This is a genomic window from Ramlibacter sp., from assembly GCA_019635435.1.
In the GTDB taxonomy this organism is placed as follows: domain Bacteria; phylum Pseudomonadota; class Gammaproteobacteria; order Burkholderiales; family Burkholderiaceae_C; genus JAHBZM01.
On the sequence record JAHBZM010000001.1, the window covers coordinates 836,711 to 853,100 of the forward strand.

Genomic DNA, 16,390 nt, shown 5'->3' on the forward strand with positions numbered 1-16,390 from the left:
TTTCGTTTGTCTCCTGTCAGGGGCCGTCAGCATGGGGCCCGCCACGCAATATACATTCATTCGTGTATGTTTATACTGGCGGCCTGCCCGTCGACAGCTGGCCGCCACCGGCCCGGCTGCCTCACCTCCCTAAGGAATGCTATGCCTGCCTTGAGCAACATCAAGCCTGTGACTCCCATGGTCCGTTCGCGCAATTCCCTCCTGTTCGCAGCGGTGGCTGCGGCGGCGATTTTGTCGGCGTGCGGCAAGACCGACGGCGGCGGCGGTCCATCCGCGCCGGCGATGCCGCCGGCCGAAGTGGGCGTCATCACCGTGGCGCCTGCCGATGTCGGACTGATCACTGAGCTGCCGGGCCGTCTTGAGGCTTCGCGGGTGGCGCAGGTGCGCGCCCGGGCGGCTGGCATCCTGCAGCAGCGCCTGTTCCGGGAAGGCAGCGATGTGCGGGCCGGGCAGCCCCTGTTCCGCATCGACGCGGCGCCCTATGCGGCGGCCTATGAAAGTGCCCGGGCGGCGATGGCCAAGGGTGAGGCCAACCTGGCCCAGGCCACCGGCCTGGTCGAGCGTTACAAGCCCCTGGTCGAAGCCAATGCCATCAGCAAGCAGGACTACGCCAATGCGCTGACTGCGCAGAAACAGGCGGAGGCCGACCTGGCCATGAGCAAGGCCGCCGTCCAGACCGCCAAAATCAACCTCGACTACGCTGCGGTCACGGCGCCCATCTCGGGGCGCATTGGCCGAGCGCTGGTGACCGAAGGTGCCCTGGTGGGGCAGGGCGAAGCGACCCAGCTCGCCGTCATCCAGCAGATCGACCCGATGTACGTGAACTTCACCCAGTCCGCCGCCGAGGTTCTCAACCTCAGGCGCGCGCTGGAGAGCGGCCAGTTCAAGCGGGCCAACGGCAACGAGGCCGCCAGCGTCCGGCTGGTGCTTGAAGACGGCACGGAATACAAGAAGCCGGGCAGGCTGCTGTTCTCGGACCTCACCGTGGACCCGACCAGCGGGCAAATCACCTTGCGCGCAGAGGTCCCCAATCCGGGGGGCACTCTGCTTCCTGGCCTGTATGTGAGGGTTCGCCTGGAGCAGGCCACTGCGGGCAATGCCATCCTGCTCCCCCAGCAGGCCGTGACCCGGTCGGGCCAGGGCGACACCGTGATGGTGGTGGAGGCGGACGGGAGTGTGAAGCCAAGGCCCGTCAAGGTCAGCGGAGCGCAGGCGGGTCAATGGGTGGTGCTGGATGGCCTGAAGGCCGGTGACCAGGTCATGGTCGATGGGTTCCAGAAATTGCGACCCAACGCCACGGTCAAGGCAGTTCCGTGGCAGCCAGGGGGCGCCAAGGCCAAGCCGGCGGCCGCCGCTTCCGCGGCCAAGTCCTGATAGGAGCCATCGCACATGGCCAAATTTTTCATCGACAGGCCGATCTTTGCCTGGGTGATCGCGCTGTTCATCCTCGTGCTGGGCGGCGTTGCCATCACCAAGCTGCCGGTCGCGCAGTACCCCTCCGTCGCACCGCCTTCGATTGTGGTCTCCGCCACCTACCCTGGCGCGTCGGCCCAAACACTCGAAGACAGCGTGATCAGCGTGATCGAGCAGGAAATGAACGGCTCGCCTGGCCTGATCTACATGGAGTCGGTCACCCAGGCCAACGGGGGCGGGCAGATCACCCTGAGCTTCGAGTCCGGCACCAACGCCGACCTGGCCCAGGTGGATGTGCAGAACCGGCTGGCGCGCGCTTCGCCGCGGCTTCCGGCGGCGGTCACCCAGCAGGGGGTCCGGGTGGACAAGGCGAGATCGAACTTCCTGCTGTTCACCATCCTGTCCTCCGACAACCCGGCCTACGATCCGGTGGCGCTGGGCGACTACGCCTCGCGCACCGTGCTGCCCGAGATCCAGCGAATTCCCGGCGTGGGCCAAGCCCAGCTGTTTGGCACCGAGCGGGCCATGCGGGTCTGGCTCGATCCGGCCAAGGTGGCCAGCTTCAACCTGTCGGCCGCTGAAATCACGGCCGCCATTCGCGCCCAGAACGCGCAGGTCTCGTCGGGCACCATCGGCGACCTGCCCAACGTTGCGGGGCAGGGCATTGCGGCCACGGTGGTCGTCAATGGCCAGCTCAGCTCCAGGGAGCAGTTCGGCGACATCGTGCTGCGCGCCAACACCGACGGCTCCACCGTCCGCCTCAAGGATGTGGCGCGCCTCGAACTGGGCGCGCAGACCTACGCCACCTCGGCCCGCCTGAACGGCAAGCCATCCACCGGCATCGGTGTCCAGCTGTCGACCACCGGCAACGCGCTGGCCACGGCCAAGGCCATCCGCAAGCGCATGGAGGAGCTGTCGAAGTTCTTTCCCCCGGGCGTCAAATGGGACATCCCCTACGACAGCTCGCGCTTCGTCAACATCTCCATCTCCCAGGTCGTGGAGACGCTGATCGAGGCCATGATCCTGGTCTTCCTGGTCATGTACCTGTTCCTGCAGAACCTGCGCTACACCATCATCCCCACCATCGTGGTCCCGGTGTCCCTGCTGGGCACGTTCGCCGTACTGCTTGCGCTGGGCTTCTCGATCAATGTGCTGACGATGTTTGGCATGGTGCTGGTGATCGGCATCGTGGTGGACGATGCGATTGTCGTGGTCGAGAACGTGGAACGGATCATGAGCGAGGAGGGCCTGCCTCCCCGCGAGGCAACGCGCAAGGCCATGGGCCAGATCTCGGGGGCCATCATTGGCGTGACCGTGGTGCTGGTCTCGGTTTTTGTGCCACTGGCGTTCTTCGGCGGAGCGGTGGGCAACATCTACCGGCAGTTCTCCGCGGTGATGCTTGCGTCCATCCTGTTTTCCGCCTTTATGGCGCTGTCGTTGACGCCGGCCCTGTGCGCCACCTTGCTCAAGCCCGTCGAGGCCGGGCATCACCACGAGAAGCGGGGCTTCTTCGGCTGGTTCAACCGGGGGTTCTCACGCACCGCCAAGAGCTACGAGGGTTTTGTGGCCCGCCTGCTGCGGCGCGCCGCGCGCTACCTGCTGGTCTATGCCGCCATCATCGGCGCCGTCGTGCTGCTGGGCGCGCGGTTGCCCTCGTCCTTCCTGCCGGCCGAAGACCAGGGCTACATGCTGGTCAACGTCCAGCTTCCTCCCGGCGCGACCATCACGCGGACCACCCGCGTCATGGAGCAGGTCGAGGACTTCATCCTCAAGCAGCCCGAGGTCCAGAGCATGGTGGGCGTTCTGGGGTTCAGCTTCTCGGGGCAGGGACAGAATGCCGCGCTGGCCTTTGTCACGCTCAAGGACTGGTCCGAGCGCAAGGGCGCACAGCACACCGCGCAGGCCATCGCGGGGCGCGCGTTCGGTGCGCTCTCGGGCGTGCGTGACGCGTTCATCTTTGCGCTCAGCCCGCCAGCCATTCCCGAACTCGGGACCGCCTCGGGATTCAACTTCCGCCTGCAGGACCGCGGAGGCAACGGCCACGCGGCATTGCTCGCCGCGCGCAACCAGTTGCTGGGCGCGGCCTCCAAAAGCAAGATCCTCGCGGGCGTCCGTCCGGACGGACTGGAAGACGCGCCCCAACTGCAACTGGACATCGACCGCGACAAGGCCCAGGCACTGGGCGTGGGTTTCGACGCCATCAATGCGGCGCTGTCCACCTCGCTGGGTTCCAGCTACGTCAACGACTTTCCCAACCGTGGCCGCCTGCAAAGGGTCATTGTGCAGGCCGATGCCAAGGACCGCATGCAGCCCGAGGACCTGCTGAAGCTCAATGCCATCAACAGCCGGGGCGGGGCCGTCCCGCTGTCGGCTTTTGCGAGCACCCGCTGGATCAACGGCCCGATGCAGACCATCCGCTACAACGGTTACCCCGCCATGCGCATTTCGGGCGATGCCGCCCCGGGCCGCAGCACCGGCGAGGCCATGGACGAGATGGAACGGCTTGCCGGGCAATTGCCTCCGGGCTTCGCGTTTGAGTGGACCGGGCAGTCGCGCGAAGAAAAGCTCTCGGGCGCCCAGGCCTTCATCCTGCTGGGCTTTTCGCTGCTGGCGGTGTTCCTTTGCCTTGCCGCCCTGTACGAGAGCTGGTCGATCCCGCTGTCGGTGATCCTCGTAGTGCCGCTGGGCATCCTGGGCGCCTTGCTGGGCGCCAACCTGCGCGGGTTTTCCAACGACGTGTATTTCAAGGTCGGCCTCATCACCATCATCGGCCTGTCGGCCAAGAACGCGGTGCTGATCATCGAGTACGCGAAGGACCTGCACGCCCAGGGCAAGGGCGTGGTCGAAGCCGTGCTCCAGGCCTGCCATCTGCGCTTTCGCCCCATCATCATGACCTCGCTGGCGTTCATCCTGGGGGTGTTGCCGCTGGTCGTGGCCAGCGGTGCTGGCTCGGCGAGCCAGCGCGCCATTGGCACCGGGGTGATGGGCGGCATGATCACGGCCACCGCGCTGGCGGTGTTCTTCGTGCCCATCTTCTTCGTGGTGGTGCGCCGCATCTTCAAGGGCAGCGAGCGGCAGCGCCGCATGTACGCCCACGAACTCAACGGGGGCGACACGGCCGCCACCAAGGGGGAGCAGGCATGACTTGCGCTTTTCTCAGATCCGCGGCCCTGTCGGCCGCCGCACTGGCCGTCCTCGGCGGTTGCACGATGATTCCGGCCTACCAGAGGCCAGACGCGCCTGTGGCGCCCCGCTGGCCGGGCGCGCAGGGGGCCGAGCCCGCCGGCGAGGCCGCGGCCGACATCGAATGGCAGACCTACTTTCAGGACCCGCAGCTCAAGCGCCTGATCGGCCTGGCGCTGCAGGGCAACCGCGACCTGCGCGTGGCGGTGCTCAACATCGAGCAGGCCCGGGCCCAGTACCAGATTCGCGGTGCCGACCGTTACCCGACCCTCAACCTCGCGGCGACCGGCTCGCGCACGCCCACCAGCACCGGCGGCATTGCCAGCGCCTACACCGCGGGCCTCTCGGTGTCGGCCTGGGAGATCGACTTTTTTGGCCGCCTCGCCAGCCTCAAGGAGGCGGCCCGCGCCCAGTACCTGGCCACCGAGGAAGGCCGCAAGGGCGTGCAGATCGCGCTGGTCGCCGCCGTGGCCGGCAGCTACCTGAACCTGCTCGCGGACGACGAACTGCTGGCACTCACGCGGCAGACGCTGGCCACGCGCGAGGATTCGCTCAAACTTTCCAGGCTGCGCTTTGACAACGGCGCCGCCTCCGAACTGGACTTCCGGCAGGCGGAGTCCCTGACCGAAGGGGCCCGGGTGGCCCTGGCCCAGCTGCAGCGCCAGCGCGCATTGGACGAGAATGCCCTGGTGCTCCTCCTGGGCCAGCCCCTGCCGGGCGACTTTGCGGTCTCAGGCTCCACGGAAGCAGTCCGCCTGCAGCCGGTCCCGGCGGGTCTGCCCTCTGATCTGCTGACGCGCCGCCCGGACATCCGCCAGGCCGAGCAGCAACTGCTGGCGGCCAATGCCAACATCGGCGCCGCGCGTGCGGCGTTCTTCCCCCGCATCGCACTCACCGCGGGGGCCGGCACCGCCAGCAACCACCTGTCCGGCCTCTTCAGCGGCGGGTCTTGGGGCTGGACGCTGGCGCCGCAGGCCCTGCTTCCGATCTTTGACGCGGGCCGCAACCAGGCGGGTCTGGCATCTGCCAGGGCCGGCCGCGACATGGCCGTGGCCCAGTATGAAAAAGCCATCCAGACAGCCTTCCGCGAGGTGGCGGATGCATTGGCCGGGCGGGCCACGCTGGGCGAGCAATTGCGGGCCCAGCAGGCCCAGGCGCAGGCGGAGGCCACGCGGTTCAAGCTGTCTGATCTGCGCTACCAGAACGGCGTGGCCAGCTACCTGGACCTGCTGGACGCCCAGCGCGCGTTGTTCACCGCGCGCCAGGCGGTGGTGCAGACCCGGTTGCTGCAGCTGCAGAACCAGGTGGCGCTCTACAAGTCCCTGGGGGGGGGCTGGAAGGATGCGGCGCCCTGATCGCACGGCCTGCGGGTTTCCCCGCAAGGCCGTCGTTATAATCGAGGGTTGATTTCAAAGCCCCGTTTTTTGAGGACGCCATGAGCGACAACACCCACGAAGAAGCCCACACGGGCCCGATCAAGAACCCCAAGCAACTGCTCCTGGCGGTGTTTTTCTCATTCGTCGTTCCCGTGTTTGCCATCATTGGCCTCGTGTACTTCGTGGTGTCGGCGGCCAAGCCGGCGGGGCAGACGGCCACCGAAAGCCTGTCGCTGAGCGGTATCTCCGCCGACGACCATGCCAGGGGCGTGGCCGCCCGCCTGCAGAAAATCGGCATGGTCGAGATTCGCGACGCGAACCGCCCGCTCAAGACCGGCGAGGAAGTCTTCAAGGCGCAATGCACGGCCTGCCACACCGCTGGTGTCGCCGGCGCGCCCAAGTTCGGCGATGCCGCTGCCTGGGGCCCGCGCATCAAGACCGGCCTGGATGCGCTGCTGCACTCCGCGCTCAAGGGCAAGGGCGCCATGGGTCCGCAGGGCGGCGGCGACTTCGACGATCTGGAAGTGGCGCGTGCCGTGGTCTACATGGCCAATGCCGGCGGTGCCAAGTTCGCCGAGCCGCAGCGGCCCGCCGCGGCGGCATCCGCGCCGGCGGCCGCCGATGCGCCCATGGCCAAGAAGTAAGGCCCCCTGCATTCAAGCCCCGAGCCGGTCACTGACCGGCTTTTTTCATGGGGCTGCGTTCATAGCCAAACAGCTGGGGCAGTTCCGCTGCTGGCTGTTCCTCGGGCGTCCAGACACCCTGTTCCACCGCGTCGGCCGCATGCATGACGTCCTGGGTGTGGACCAGGCCAAAGCCCAGGTCGGTGTCCAGGTAGACGCGGCCCTGTTCGTCCAGGATGCAGCGCCGGGGGCGCGCCGCCGCCCCCGTGTGCGCCGTCACGGACAAATCCGGGCTGATGCGCCAGATCAGCGGTGTTGCCTCCAGCTCCACGTACACCCGCTGTGGACCGTTCTGGAAGAACCAGCGGCCCTGCGCGTCGCCTTCGTAGTTGCGCTGGATGAACTCGACCAGCTTGTCGTGCCTGAGCAGCGAGCCCCGGCTTGAAGGCGAGCCGCCGTCGTCGCGCGAGAATGGCCCGGCGGCCTGGGTCCGGTCATCGCGCATGTGCCAGTTGCCGCGCGCGTCCAGGCCCAGCCAGCCATAGCAGTCGGGCACATTGGGCCATTTCGCGATGGCCTGGCGGACGATGTCATCCATGGGGCTACCTTAACGCAGGAACGCGTCGTAGCCGGTTTTCAGGATCAGGGCGCTCACCACCCCAATGAACACCACCCGCACAAAGCCCGTGCCGTGCTTGAGTGCCATGTGGGTGCCGATCACGCTGCCCAGCACATTGGCCACGGCCAGGGCCAGTGCGAAATGCCACCACACATGGCCCTTGAGCGCGAACAGGATCAGCGCCGCGAGATTGGTGGCGGTATTGAGCAGCTTGGCCGATGCCGAGGCATTGAGGAAGTCGTAGCCCAAAAGCCGCACGAACAAAAATACAAAGAAGCTGCCGGTGCCCGGCCCGAAGAAGCCGTCGTAAAAGCCGATCACGAGGCCGATGGCGCTGGCCATCGCCATTTCGGTCCGCCCGGTCAGGGTGGGGGTGTGGTGCTTGCCCAGTTCCTTTTTGGCCAGGGTGTAGCCCAGCACGGCCACAAGGACGAAAGGCAGCAGCTTGCGCAGGAATTCGGGTGAGATGACGGTGACCACCCAGGCGCCGGCAAAAGACCCGGCGAACCCGGCGGCCGCGGCCGGCAGCAGGGCCTGCCAGCGCATCTGCACACGGCGGCTGTATTGCGCCGTGGCGATCGCGGTTCCCCAGACCGAAGCGCTCTTGTTGACGCCGAACAGCGTGGCCGGGTGGGTGTTGGGAAAGGTGGCAAAAAGGGCGGGGACGAGAACCAGGCCGCCGCCGCCCACAATCGCGTCGACAAAGCCGGCCAGCAACGAGGCCAGCGACACAAGCATCAATTCCATGGGCTCATTGTCGCATCCGGTTTGCTATTGATTTTGTAGCAATTGGTGGCCGCCCCGTCTGAACTCCAGCCTGTTTTAACACCAAAAGCCCAATAAAAAGGCGCCGGGACTGCCGGCGCCTTGCGAAGGGCGCCTCGTGGGGCGCCTGGAATTGGATTTGTGCGTTGTTGGGGGGTGTCTCCTCGGCTCCTCTGCAAAGCGTGCAGCCTGCACGTTTGCGAGAGTCGGAACTTTAGCCTCCGCACCGCGATAGTGCATTGGGAGTTTCCCGTGGCCCGCCAACGCCGCAGGCACGCCATTTCAGGGTTAACCATTAACTGGCATGACTTATGCAGCGACCCCTCCAGTTGGGTCACAAAAAAAGGACTGTATATGCGGGACATGGGAAAAAGCATCATCCTGGCCATGGCACTGTGGGCCAGCCTGCAGGCCGTGACCTGGGCCCAGAGTGCCGCGCCGGCGACGCCGGCGAGCGGGCTGGATGCCGCACCGCCGGCGGTCGCGCCAGCGCCCGCAGCCGTGGCTCCCGCGGCGGCGGTTGCGCCGGCCGCGGTGCCGGCACCCGCTCCCGCACCTCCGCCGGCGCCAACGCGTCCGGGCCTGGTGGCGCAGGACACGATCAGCGGCGCCGATACCGCCTGGATGATGACCTCCACCGCGCTGGTGTTGCTGATGACGCTGCCCGGCATTGCGCTGTTTTACGCCGGCATGGTGCGCAAGAAGAGCGTGATCAACACCATGGCCTGCGTGGTGGCCATTGCGGCCCTGGTCAGCCTGCTGTGGTTTGCCGTGGGCTATTCCTGGGCATTCACCCCGGGCAGCGGCTTCATTGGCGGCCACGAGCGGCTGTGGTTCAGCGGGCTCGACTACCTCAAGGAAGGCGGCAAGGTGGCGGTCAGCCACGTCGCGCCCAACATCCCCGAGTCGGTCTACGCCATGTTCCAGTTGACCTTTGCCATCATCACGGCGGCGCTGGTGGTGGGCTCTTTCGTCGAGCGCATGAAGTTCTCCGCCATGCTCTGGTTCATCGGCATGTGGTCACTGGTGGTCTATGCGCCCATCGCGCACTGGGTCTGGGAGCCCGGTGGCTGGCTGGCCCAGCTGGGCGCGCTCGACTTCGCGGGCGGCTCGGTGGTGCACATCAACGCGGGCATTTCGGGGCTGGTCTGCGCCTATTTCCTCGGGCCGCGGCGTGGCTATGGCCGCGAGGCGTTCGAGCCCTACAACCTGGGCCTGACCATGGCGGGAGCCGGCATGCTGTGGGTGGGCTGGTTTGGTTTCAATGCCGGCTCGGCCGTGGCTTCGGACGGGCGCGCCGGCCTCGCGATGGCGGTGACGCACATCGCGGCCGCGGCGGGCGCGATCTCGTGGATGCTGGGCGAATGGGTGCTGCGCGGTCGGCCGTCATTGCTGGGGCTGTGTTCTGGCCTGGTCGCCGGTCTGGTGGCCATCACGCCCGCCGCCGGTTTTGTGACGCCCAAGTCCGCGCTGCTGATCGGCTTGATTGCCGGGCTGGCCTGCTACTGGGGCGCCACGGGGCTCAAGCGGCTGCTGCGCGCCGACGATTCGCTGGACGTGTTTGGCGTGCACGGCATTGGCGGCATCGTGGGTTCGCTGCTGACCGGGGTGTTCGTGAGCAAGACCGTCTCGGGCGCGGAAGGCAGCGTTCTCACCCAGGCCATTGGCGCTGGCGCGGTGCTGGCCTACAGCCTGGTGATGACGGTGCTGCTGCTGTTGCTCACCAAGTTCATCGTCGGCCTGCGGGTGGACGAGCAAAGCGAGCTGACCGGGCTTGACATTGCACAGCACCGAGAGCGTATGGGTTCCTAGACATCGAGCCATCAGGCAAGGAGGTCCAGCATGTTGGTCAGTGAAAAACTCGCAATGGCGGCGCACCTGCACGTGCTGCTGCGGCGCAAGACGGGCCGCGTCACGGATACCGAGTGGATGGCGTCCAACACCGAGTACGCGCTGGAGATCGTGCGATTCGCGCGGGCCAAGGCGCAGGAGGACGGCCACCCTGATCTTGCCGAATGGGCGGACAAGCTCGAGCGGGCCACCGTGGAATCGGCCAAGGCTCCCGGTGCCCGGCCGCTGGCCCAGAGTGCCTTGCAGATGCTGCGCGAGCGGTCGGCTGGCGCCGCCGCCGCCACGCCCGCGACCGCGCAGGAGGCGCCGGCGTTCTCTCCGGACACCACGGGGGGCTTCTCGTCCTCGACCTTTGGCGAGTCCGGCTTTGCCGACTCGGTGCTGGGGTCGGGCCGGCCGCGCAAGGAGCGCGACCCCAACGCACCGCGCTACGTGGGCGGGATCCGCTGACCCGCGCGGCGGGCGCGATCCGGTGGCCGGGATCAGACCCCGGCGCGAATCCACTCGGCGGCTTTTTCCGCCAGCATCAGCGTCGGTGAGTTGGTGTTGCCACTGGTGATGGTGGGCATCGCGCCCGCGTCCACCACGCGCAAGCCCGCCACGCCGCGCACCCGCAGGTGCGAATCGAGCACCGCCATCGGGTCACCGTCGGGCCCCATGCGCGTGGTGCCCACGGGGTGGAAGATGGTGGTGGCGATGTCGCCCGCCAGCCGGGCCAGTTCGTCGTCGGTCTGGAACTGGGTCCCGGGCTTCCACTCCTGGGGCTGGTAGCGGGCCAGGGCCGGCTGCGCCACGATGCGCCGCGTCACCCGCAGCGAGTCGGCCGCCACCTTGCGGTCGGCCTCGGTGCTCAGGTAGTTGGGTGCAATGGCCGGCGCATCCTCAAACCGCGGGCTGCGGATCTTCACCGTGCCGCGGCTCGTGGGGTTGAGGTTGCACACGCTCGCCGTGAACGCCGGCACGCTGTGCAGCGGCTCGCCAAAGGCGTCCAGGCTCAGCGGCTGCACGTGGTATTCCAGATTGGGCCAGGGCTGGTCGGGTGAACTGCGCGTGAACGCGCCAAGCTGCGAGGGCGCCATGCTCATGGGGCCGCTGCGGGTCAGCGCGTACTCGAGGCCGATCCGGGCCTTGCCCCAGAGCGAGTTGGCCAGCGTGTTTAGCGTGGACACGCCGTTCACCTTGAACACCGCGCGGATCTGCAGGTGGTCCTGCAGGTTGGCGCCCACGCCCGGCAGCTCATGCACCACCGCCACGCCGTGCTGGTGCAGCAGCGCGGCCGGCCCGACGCCCGAGAGCTGCAGCAACTGGGGCGAACCAATGCTGCCGGCGCTCAGGATCACCTCGGCCGCGGCGCGGACGGTCACCTGCTGCCCGTCCCGGTGGACCACGGCGCCGGTGCAGCACTTGCCGCCGTCGGGCGTGGCCTCGATCAGCAGGCGCGACACCTGCGCGGAGGTCCACATTTCAAAATTGGGCCGCCCCTGGCAGGTGGGCCGCAGAAACGCCTTGGCGGTGTTCCAGCGCCAGCCGCTCTTCTGGTTGACCTCGAAGTAGCCCACGCCTTCGTTGCTGCCGCTGTTGAAGTCGTCTGTGGCGGGCAGGCCGGCTTCCTGGGCGGCCAGCGCAAAGGCGTCCAGCACATCCCAGCGCAGGCGCTGCTTCTCGATGCGCCACTCGCCGGTGCTGCCGGTGCGCCGGTTGCCATGCAGCCGCTTGAAGTCGTCGCTTGCGGCGTCGGGCTGGTCCAGGCGCCAGTGATCCTCGTGTTTGCGGAAGTAGGGCAGCGCGGCGTCCCAGCGCCAGTCGGCGTCGCCCGTGAACTCGGCCCAGTGGTCGTAGTCGCGCGCCTGGCCGCGCATGTAGATCATGCCGTTGATGCTGCTGCAGCCGCCCAGCGTCTTGCCGCGCGGGTAGCGCAGCGCCCGGCCGTTGAGGCCGGCGTCGGGCTCGGTCTGGTAGAGCCAGTCGGTGCGCGGGTTGCCAATGCAGTACAGGTAGCCCACCGGGATGTGGATCCAGTGGTAGTCGTCCTTGCGGCCGGCCTCGATCAGCAGCACCCGTTTGGCCGGGTCCGCGCTGAGCCGGTTGGCCAGCAGGCAGCCGGCGGTGCCGGCGCCAATGATGACGTAGTCGAACGTGGGGTCGCTCACGGGGTCACTTCGCGGTGGGCATCACGAATTCGGCGCCCTTGGGCGTGCTCTCGGGCCAGCGCTGCATGATGCTCTTCTGCCTGGTGTAGAAGCGCACACCTTCCTCGCCGTAGGCGTGCATGTCGCCAAACAGGCTCCTCTTCCAGCCGCCAAAGCCGTGCCAGGCCATGGGCACGGGAATCGGCACATTGATGCCGACCATGCCCACCTGGATGCGCCGGCTGAACTCGCGCGCCACGTTGCCGTCGCGCGTGAAGCAGCTCACGCCGTTGCCGAATTCATGGTCGTTGACCAGCTGCACGGCCTCGCCAAAATCCTTGACCCGCACGCATGACAGCACGGGGCCGAAAATCTCTTCCTTGTAGATGCGCATGTCAGGCGTGACATGGTCAAACAGCGCGCCGCCGAGCCAGAAGCCGTTGTCGCAGCCCTTGCCCGCGCTGGCGCCGGCAAAGCCGCGGCCATCGACCACCAGCTTGGCGCCTTCCTTCACGCCCTGCTCGATGTAGCCCGTGATGCGTTCGTGCGCGGCGCGCGTGACGATGGGGCCCATCTCGGCGTCCAGGTCCAGGCCATTGCGGATCTTGAGGGTCCTGGCGCGTTCGGCCAGCAGCGGCACCAGTTTGTCGGCCACATCGCCCACCATGACCGCGACCGAGATCGCCATGCAGCGCTCGCCGGCCGAGCCGTAGGCGCTGCCGATCAGCGCGTCCACCGTCTGCTCCAGGTCGGCGTCGGGCATCACCACCATGTGGTTCTTGGCGCCGCCCAGGGCCTGCACGCGCTTGCCGTGGCGCGCGCCGGTTTCGTAGATGTAGTTGGCGATCGGCGTGGAGCCGACAAAGCTCACGGCCTTCACGTCGGGGTGGGCCAGCAGGGCGTCCACCGCGCCCTTGTCGCCCTGCACCACGTTGAACACGCCGTCGGGCAGGCCCGCCTGCTTGAGCAGTTCGGCCATCAGCAGCGAGGCGCTGGGGTCGATCGGGCTGGGCTTGAGCACAAAGGTGTTGCCCGCGGCAATCGCCACCGGGTACATCCACATCGGCACCATCACCGGGAAGTTGAACGGCGTGATGCCGGCCACCACGCCCAGCGGCTGGCGCAGCGTCCAGTTGTCGATGCCGGTGGACACCTGGTCGGTGAAGTCGCCCTTGAGCAGCTGCGGAATGCCGCAGGCAAATTCCACGATGTCGATGCCGCGCGTGACCTCACCCTGGGCGTCGGTGAACACCTTGCCGTGCTCGGCGGTGATGGCATGGGCCAGCTTGTCCTTGTTCTGGTTCAGCAGTTCCAGGAACTTGAACATCACGCGCGCGCGGCGGATCGGCGGCGTGTCGGCCCAGGCCGGGAACGCGGCCTGCGCGGCCGCCACGGCGGCGTCGACCTCGGCGTCATTGGCCAGCGCCACCTGGCCGGTCACGTTGCCGGTGGCGGGGTTGAAGACGTCGGCCCGGCGGCCGCTCTGGCCAGGGGCCACGCGCCCGTTGATCCAGTGTTCGATGGACACGGCAGCGGCGACGGGGTGGGAGAGGTCAGGGGCGTTCATGGGGGTTCCTTGCAGGCAATCAATCAGACAGGCGGCCCAGTCTATGCCTCGCGCCGGGCTTTGAAAAGTCCGGATTTCTGATTACATTGTTCATCTTAATGAACAATCAAGATGCGCCATGCCCACGCCCGCCGACACCCCTGTCTTTGCCGACCTGCATCTGTTGACCGTGCTGGCCCAGACCCGCAGCTACACCCAGGCGGCCCGCCGGCTGGGGGTTTCCAAGGCCTCGGTGAGCATGCGCATTGGCGAGCTCGAGCGCGCGGCGGGCATGCCGCTGGTGCGCCGGACCACGCGCTCGGTGGGCCTGACCGAGGCTGGGCAGCAGCTGGTGGACGACACCGGGGCCGCCTTCGCGCGCATTGCCCAGAGCTTTGCCAGCGTCAAGGACCTGGCCGGCTCGCCCCGCGGGCTGGTGCGCGTGACCGCGCCGGTGGCGCTGGGGCGCCAGCACATCGCCACCACGCTGCCGGGCTTTTTTGCGCGCTACCCGGAGGTGCGCATCGAGCTGGACCTCAATGACCGTTTCGTCAACCTTGCGCAGGAGGGCTTTGACCTGGCCATCCGCCACACCCAGGCGGCGCCCGACACCCATGTGGCCTGGGTGCTGCGCGAGTCGCGCTCGCTGCTGGTGGCCAGCCCCGATTACCTGGACAGGCACGGCATGCCCGCGCATCCCTCGGCGCTGGCCAGCCACGCCTGCCTGCTGTACCTGCGCGACAGCGGCGCCCAGAGCTGGACCTTCGAGCGCGAGGCCGCGCGGCGGCGTGCCGAGCGGGTCGTGGTGGGCGTGAACGGCCCGCTGCGCGCCAACAACAGCGAGGTGCTGCGCGAGGCCGCGCTGGCCGGGCTGGGCATCGGGCTGCTGCCCGATTTCAGCGCGGCCAGTTACCTGGGGCCCCAGCAGCTGGTGCCCGTGCTGCCGCAGTGGCGGCCACTGGGGTTCTTTGGTGAACGCATCTACGCCATCCGCCCCTGGGCGCCGCAGGTGCCGCGGGCCGTCCAGCTGCTGGTGGACCACCTGCGCGACAGTCTGGCGCTTTAGGGCAACAGGCCGGGCGGAACCCGCACCGGCATCGTCAACAGAATCTGCGCCATGCCCTTGCCCAGCGGGTCGTTGCGCAGGCTGGCCATGCCGCCGCCATCCAGCGCCTGTTCACAGACAAAGTTCATCGCGTGGATGCCCGGCACGTCGTGGCGCGTCACCGGGCCCTGGACCAGGTGGCCCAGCCAGTCGGCCACCCGGGCTTCGGTGAGCTGCGCGCGCAGCAGGGGCAGCCACTCGGGGCGGCGCGCAATGACGCCGATGTTGGAGGAGTTGCCCTTGTCGCCGCTGCGGGCCCAGGCCAGTTCGATCAGCGGGACTTCGCGCTGGTCTGCAGCCGGCAGGTCTGGCGACGCGGCCGCGGGGCCCCGCGGATCAGGCGCGGCTGGCGCTGGCGGGCGGGCGGGGCCGGGCCGCGCCGCGTCTGGCACGGGCACCGCGTGCAGCACCCCTTCCAGGTCCACCACGGGCTGAAGACGGGACTTGTCGAGCAGGAAGGCAAACTGCTTGATGCAGGGCGAGGGGCTGGGGCGGCCGGCCGCGCCCGTGGTGCCCGGTGACCAGCTGGTGCCGGCGGGGGCGATCTCGCGCGCGAACAGCTCGAGCGCGGCCTTGTGGGGGTGCATCACCGCGACCTGCAGCACCACCTCGCGCACGTCCGCTGTCCGCGCCTGCGGGCCGAAATTGCCGGCCTCGCTGCCCAGCACCTCGATGTGGCTGCGGCTGTAGTCCCCCAGGCCCGCCTGCGCAAACAGCTCGCGCGTCCGGGCGAGGATGGCCTCGCCCGTGCGCCGGGCCTTGCGGGCCGCGTCCTGGCCCACGATGGTGAGCTGCGCGGTGCAGCGAAACCCGTCCATGTAGGTGGACGAAACCTTGTAGGCCGGCCCCGGCGGCCGCCCGCGCGCGCCCTGCACCTGGACCCGGTGCTCGCCCAGCTGCCGCAGTGTGACCTGCGTGAAATCGCAGACCACGTCGGGCAGCAGGTAGCGTTGCGGGTCGCCGATCTCGTAGAGCATCTGCTCGGCAATCACCGCGCAGTTCACCAGGCCGCCCGTGCCTTCGGGCTTGGTGGTCACGAAATGGCCGTCGGCGTGGCATTCGATCACCGGGTAGCCGATGTGGGCCCAGTCGGGCACGCTGTCCCAGTCGGTGTGCAGGCCGCCTGTGGCCTGGCAGCCGCACTCGATGATGTGGCCGGCCAGGCTGCCCTGGGCCAGCCGGTCGTGGTCGTCATCGGCCCAGCCGAATTCGTGCATCAACGCGCCCAGCGTCACGGCGCTGTCCACGCAGCGCCCGGTCACGACAATCTGCGCGCCTTCGTCGAGCGCGCGCTTGACCGGCAGGGCTCCCAGATAGGCGTTGGCGGTCAGCACCTTGTCGGGCAGAGGCGCGCCACTTTGCAGTTCGCGCACGTCCTCGCCGCGCAATTGGGCGAGCAACGGGGTGACGTCGTCTCCCAGCACCACCGCCACCTTGACGCTCAGGCCCTGCTCGGCGGCAAGCGCGCGAATCGCCTGCGCGCAGGCCTGGGGGTTGACTCCACCCGCGTTGCTGATGACGCGGATGTTGCGGGCTACCACGTCTTGCAGGATGGCCTTTAGCGTCACCGTCACAAAGTCGGTGGCATAGCCCAGTTCAGGGTTCTTGGCGCGCGCGGCGGCCAGGATGGACATGGTGAGCTCGGCCAGGTAATCAAACACCAGGTAGTCGACCTGGCCCCTGGCCACCAGCTGCGGCGCGGCCACGCTGCTGTCGCCCCAGAAGCCCGAGGCGCCGCCTATCCTCACCACCTTGCCTGCTGCCTTGTCCGCGCCCATGG

General features: G+C 68.0%; 11 protein-coding genes and 1 pseudogene. 7 read left to right on the forward strand and 5 right to left on the reverse strand.

The window, feature by feature from the left end:
• Positions 1–141: 141 nt before the first annotated feature.
• The 4 genes from KF796_03970 (at position 142) to KF796_03985 (ending at position 6,616) form a co-directional block, all read left to right on the forward strand.
• Positions 142–1,374 carry an efflux RND transporter periplasmic adaptor subunit gene (locus tag KF796_03970; GenBank protein MBX3585779.1) on the forward strand — a complete coding sequence of 411 codons (1,233 nt, stop codon included), beginning with the start codon at positions 142–144 and terminating at the stop codon, positions 1,372–1,374.
• A gap of 15 nt (positions 1,375–1,389) precedes the next feature.
• Complete coding sequence (locus KF796_03975; protein ID MBX3585780.1) at positions 1,390–4,557, forward strand: efflux RND transporter permease subunit; 3,168 nt, start codon at positions 1,390–1,392, stop codon at positions 4,555–4,557.
• A complete protein-coding gene (locus tag KF796_03980) occupies positions 4,554–5,951 on the forward strand; it encodes an efflux transporter outer membrane subunit (GenBank protein MBX3585781.1) in 1,398 nt (465 codons plus the stop codon). The genes KF796_03975 and KF796_03980 overlap by 4 nt, the downstream gene beginning before the upstream one ends.
• Before the next feature lie 80 nt (positions 5,952–6,031).
• A complete protein-coding gene (locus KF796_03985; protein ID MBX3585782.1) occupies positions 6,032–6,616 on the forward strand; it encodes a cytochrome c5 family protein in 585 nt (194 codons plus the stop codon).
• Positions 6,617–6,644: 28 nt separating this feature from the next.
• On the opposite strand, the gene KF796_03990 is transcribed toward KF796_03985, so the two are convergent.
• Entirely contained in the window at positions 6,645–7,193 is a 549-nt protein-coding gene (locus KF796_03990; GenBank protein MBX3585783.1) for a DUF2946 family protein, read from the reverse strand.
• Positions 7,194–7,202: 9 nt separating this feature from the next.
• On the reverse strand, positions 7,203–7,961 hold the full coding sequence (locus KF796_03995) for a TSUP family transporter (GenBank protein ID MBX3585784.1): 759 nt from the start codon (positions 7,959–7,961) through the stop codon (positions 7,203–7,205).
• A gap of 372 nt (positions 7,962–8,333) precedes the next feature.
• Between KF796_03995 and KF796_04000 the strand changes: the two genes are divergently transcribed.
• Positions 8,334–9,791 (forward strand): ammonium transporter, encoded by a 1,458-nt coding sequence (locus tag KF796_04000; protein ID MBX3585785.1) that lies wholly within the window; start codon positions 8,334–8,336, stop codon positions 9,789–9,791.
• A 30-nt stretch (positions 9,792–9,821) separates the two neighbouring features.
• Positions 9,822–10,091, forward strand: a pseudogene (locus KF796_04005) (hypothetical protein).
• A gap of 221 nt (positions 10,092–10,312) precedes the next feature.
• Here the strand turns inward: KF796_04005 and KF796_04010 are convergent.
• Together KF796_04010 and KF796_04015 are read right to left on the reverse strand one after the other, a co-directional pair.
• Positions 10,313–11,980, reverse strand: a complete 1,668-nt coding sequence (locus tag KF796_04010) for a GMC family oxidoreductase N-terminal domain-containing protein (GenBank protein ID MBX3585786.1) — start codon at positions 11,978–11,980, stop codon at positions 10,313–10,315.
• Positions 11,981–11,984: 4 nt separating this feature from the next.
• The gene (locus tag KF796_04015; protein ID MBX3585787.1) at positions 11,985–13,526 is read right to left on the reverse strand and encodes a CoA-acylating methylmalonate-semialdehyde dehydrogenase; all 1,542 of its coding nucleotides are present in this window, start codon (positions 13,524–13,526) and stop codon (positions 11,985–11,987) included.
• 118 nt (positions 13,527–13,644) lie between these two features.
• On the opposite strand from KF796_04015, the gene KF796_04020 reads away from it, so the two are divergent.
• Complete coding sequence (locus tag KF796_04020; GenBank protein ID MBX3585788.1) at positions 13,645–14,571, forward strand: LysR family transcriptional regulator; 927 nt, start codon at positions 13,645–13,647, stop codon at positions 14,569–14,571.
• Here the strand turns inward: KF796_04020 and KF796_04025 are convergent.
• Complete coding sequence (locus tag KF796_04025) at positions 14,568–16,388, reverse strand: DUF1446 domain-containing protein (protein MBX3585789.1); 1,821 nt, start codon at positions 16,386–16,388, stop codon at positions 14,568–14,570. The genes KF796_04020 and KF796_04025 overlap by 4 nt on opposite strands.
• Positions 16,389–16,390: the final 2 nt, after the last annotated feature.

Coding starts and splice junctions, on each gene's coding strand:
- KF796_03980 (MBX3585781.1), top strand. CDS start 4,554: ATGACTTGCGCTTTTCTCAGATCCGCGGCCCTGTCGGCCGCCGCACTG.
- KF796_03990 (MBX3585783.1), bottom strand. CDS start 7,193: ATGGATGACATCGTCCGCCAGGCCATCGCGAAATGGCCCAATGTGCCC.
- KF796_04000 (MBX3585785.1), top strand. CDS start 8,334: ATGCGGGACATGGGAAAAAGCATCATCCTGGCCATGGCACTGTGGGCC.
- KF796_03985 (MBX3585782.1), top strand. CDS start 6,032: ATGAGCGACAACACCCACGAAGAAGCCCACACGGGCCCGATCAAGAAC.
- KF796_03970 (MBX3585779.1), top strand. CDS start 142: ATGCCTGCCTTGAGCAACATCAAGCCTGTGACTCCCATGGTCCGTTCG.
- KF796_04020 (MBX3585788.1), top strand. CDS start 13,645: ATGCCCACGCCCGCCGACACCCCTGTCTTTGCCGACCTGCATCTGTTG.
- KF796_04025 (MBX3585789.1), bottom strand. CDS start 16,388: ATGGGCGCGGACAAGGCAGCAGGCAAGGTGGTGAGGATAGGCGGCGCC.
- KF796_04015 (MBX3585787.1), bottom strand. CDS start 13,526: ATGAACGCCCCTGACCTCTCCCACCCCGTCGCCGCTGCCGTGTCCATC.
- KF796_03975 (MBX3585780.1), top strand. CDS start 1,390: ATGGCCAAATTTTTCATCGACAGGCCGATCTTTGCCTGGGTGATCGCG.
- KF796_03995 (MBX3585784.1), bottom strand. CDS start 7,961: ATGGAATTGATGCTTGTGTCGCTGGCCTCGTTGCTGGCCGGCTTTGTC.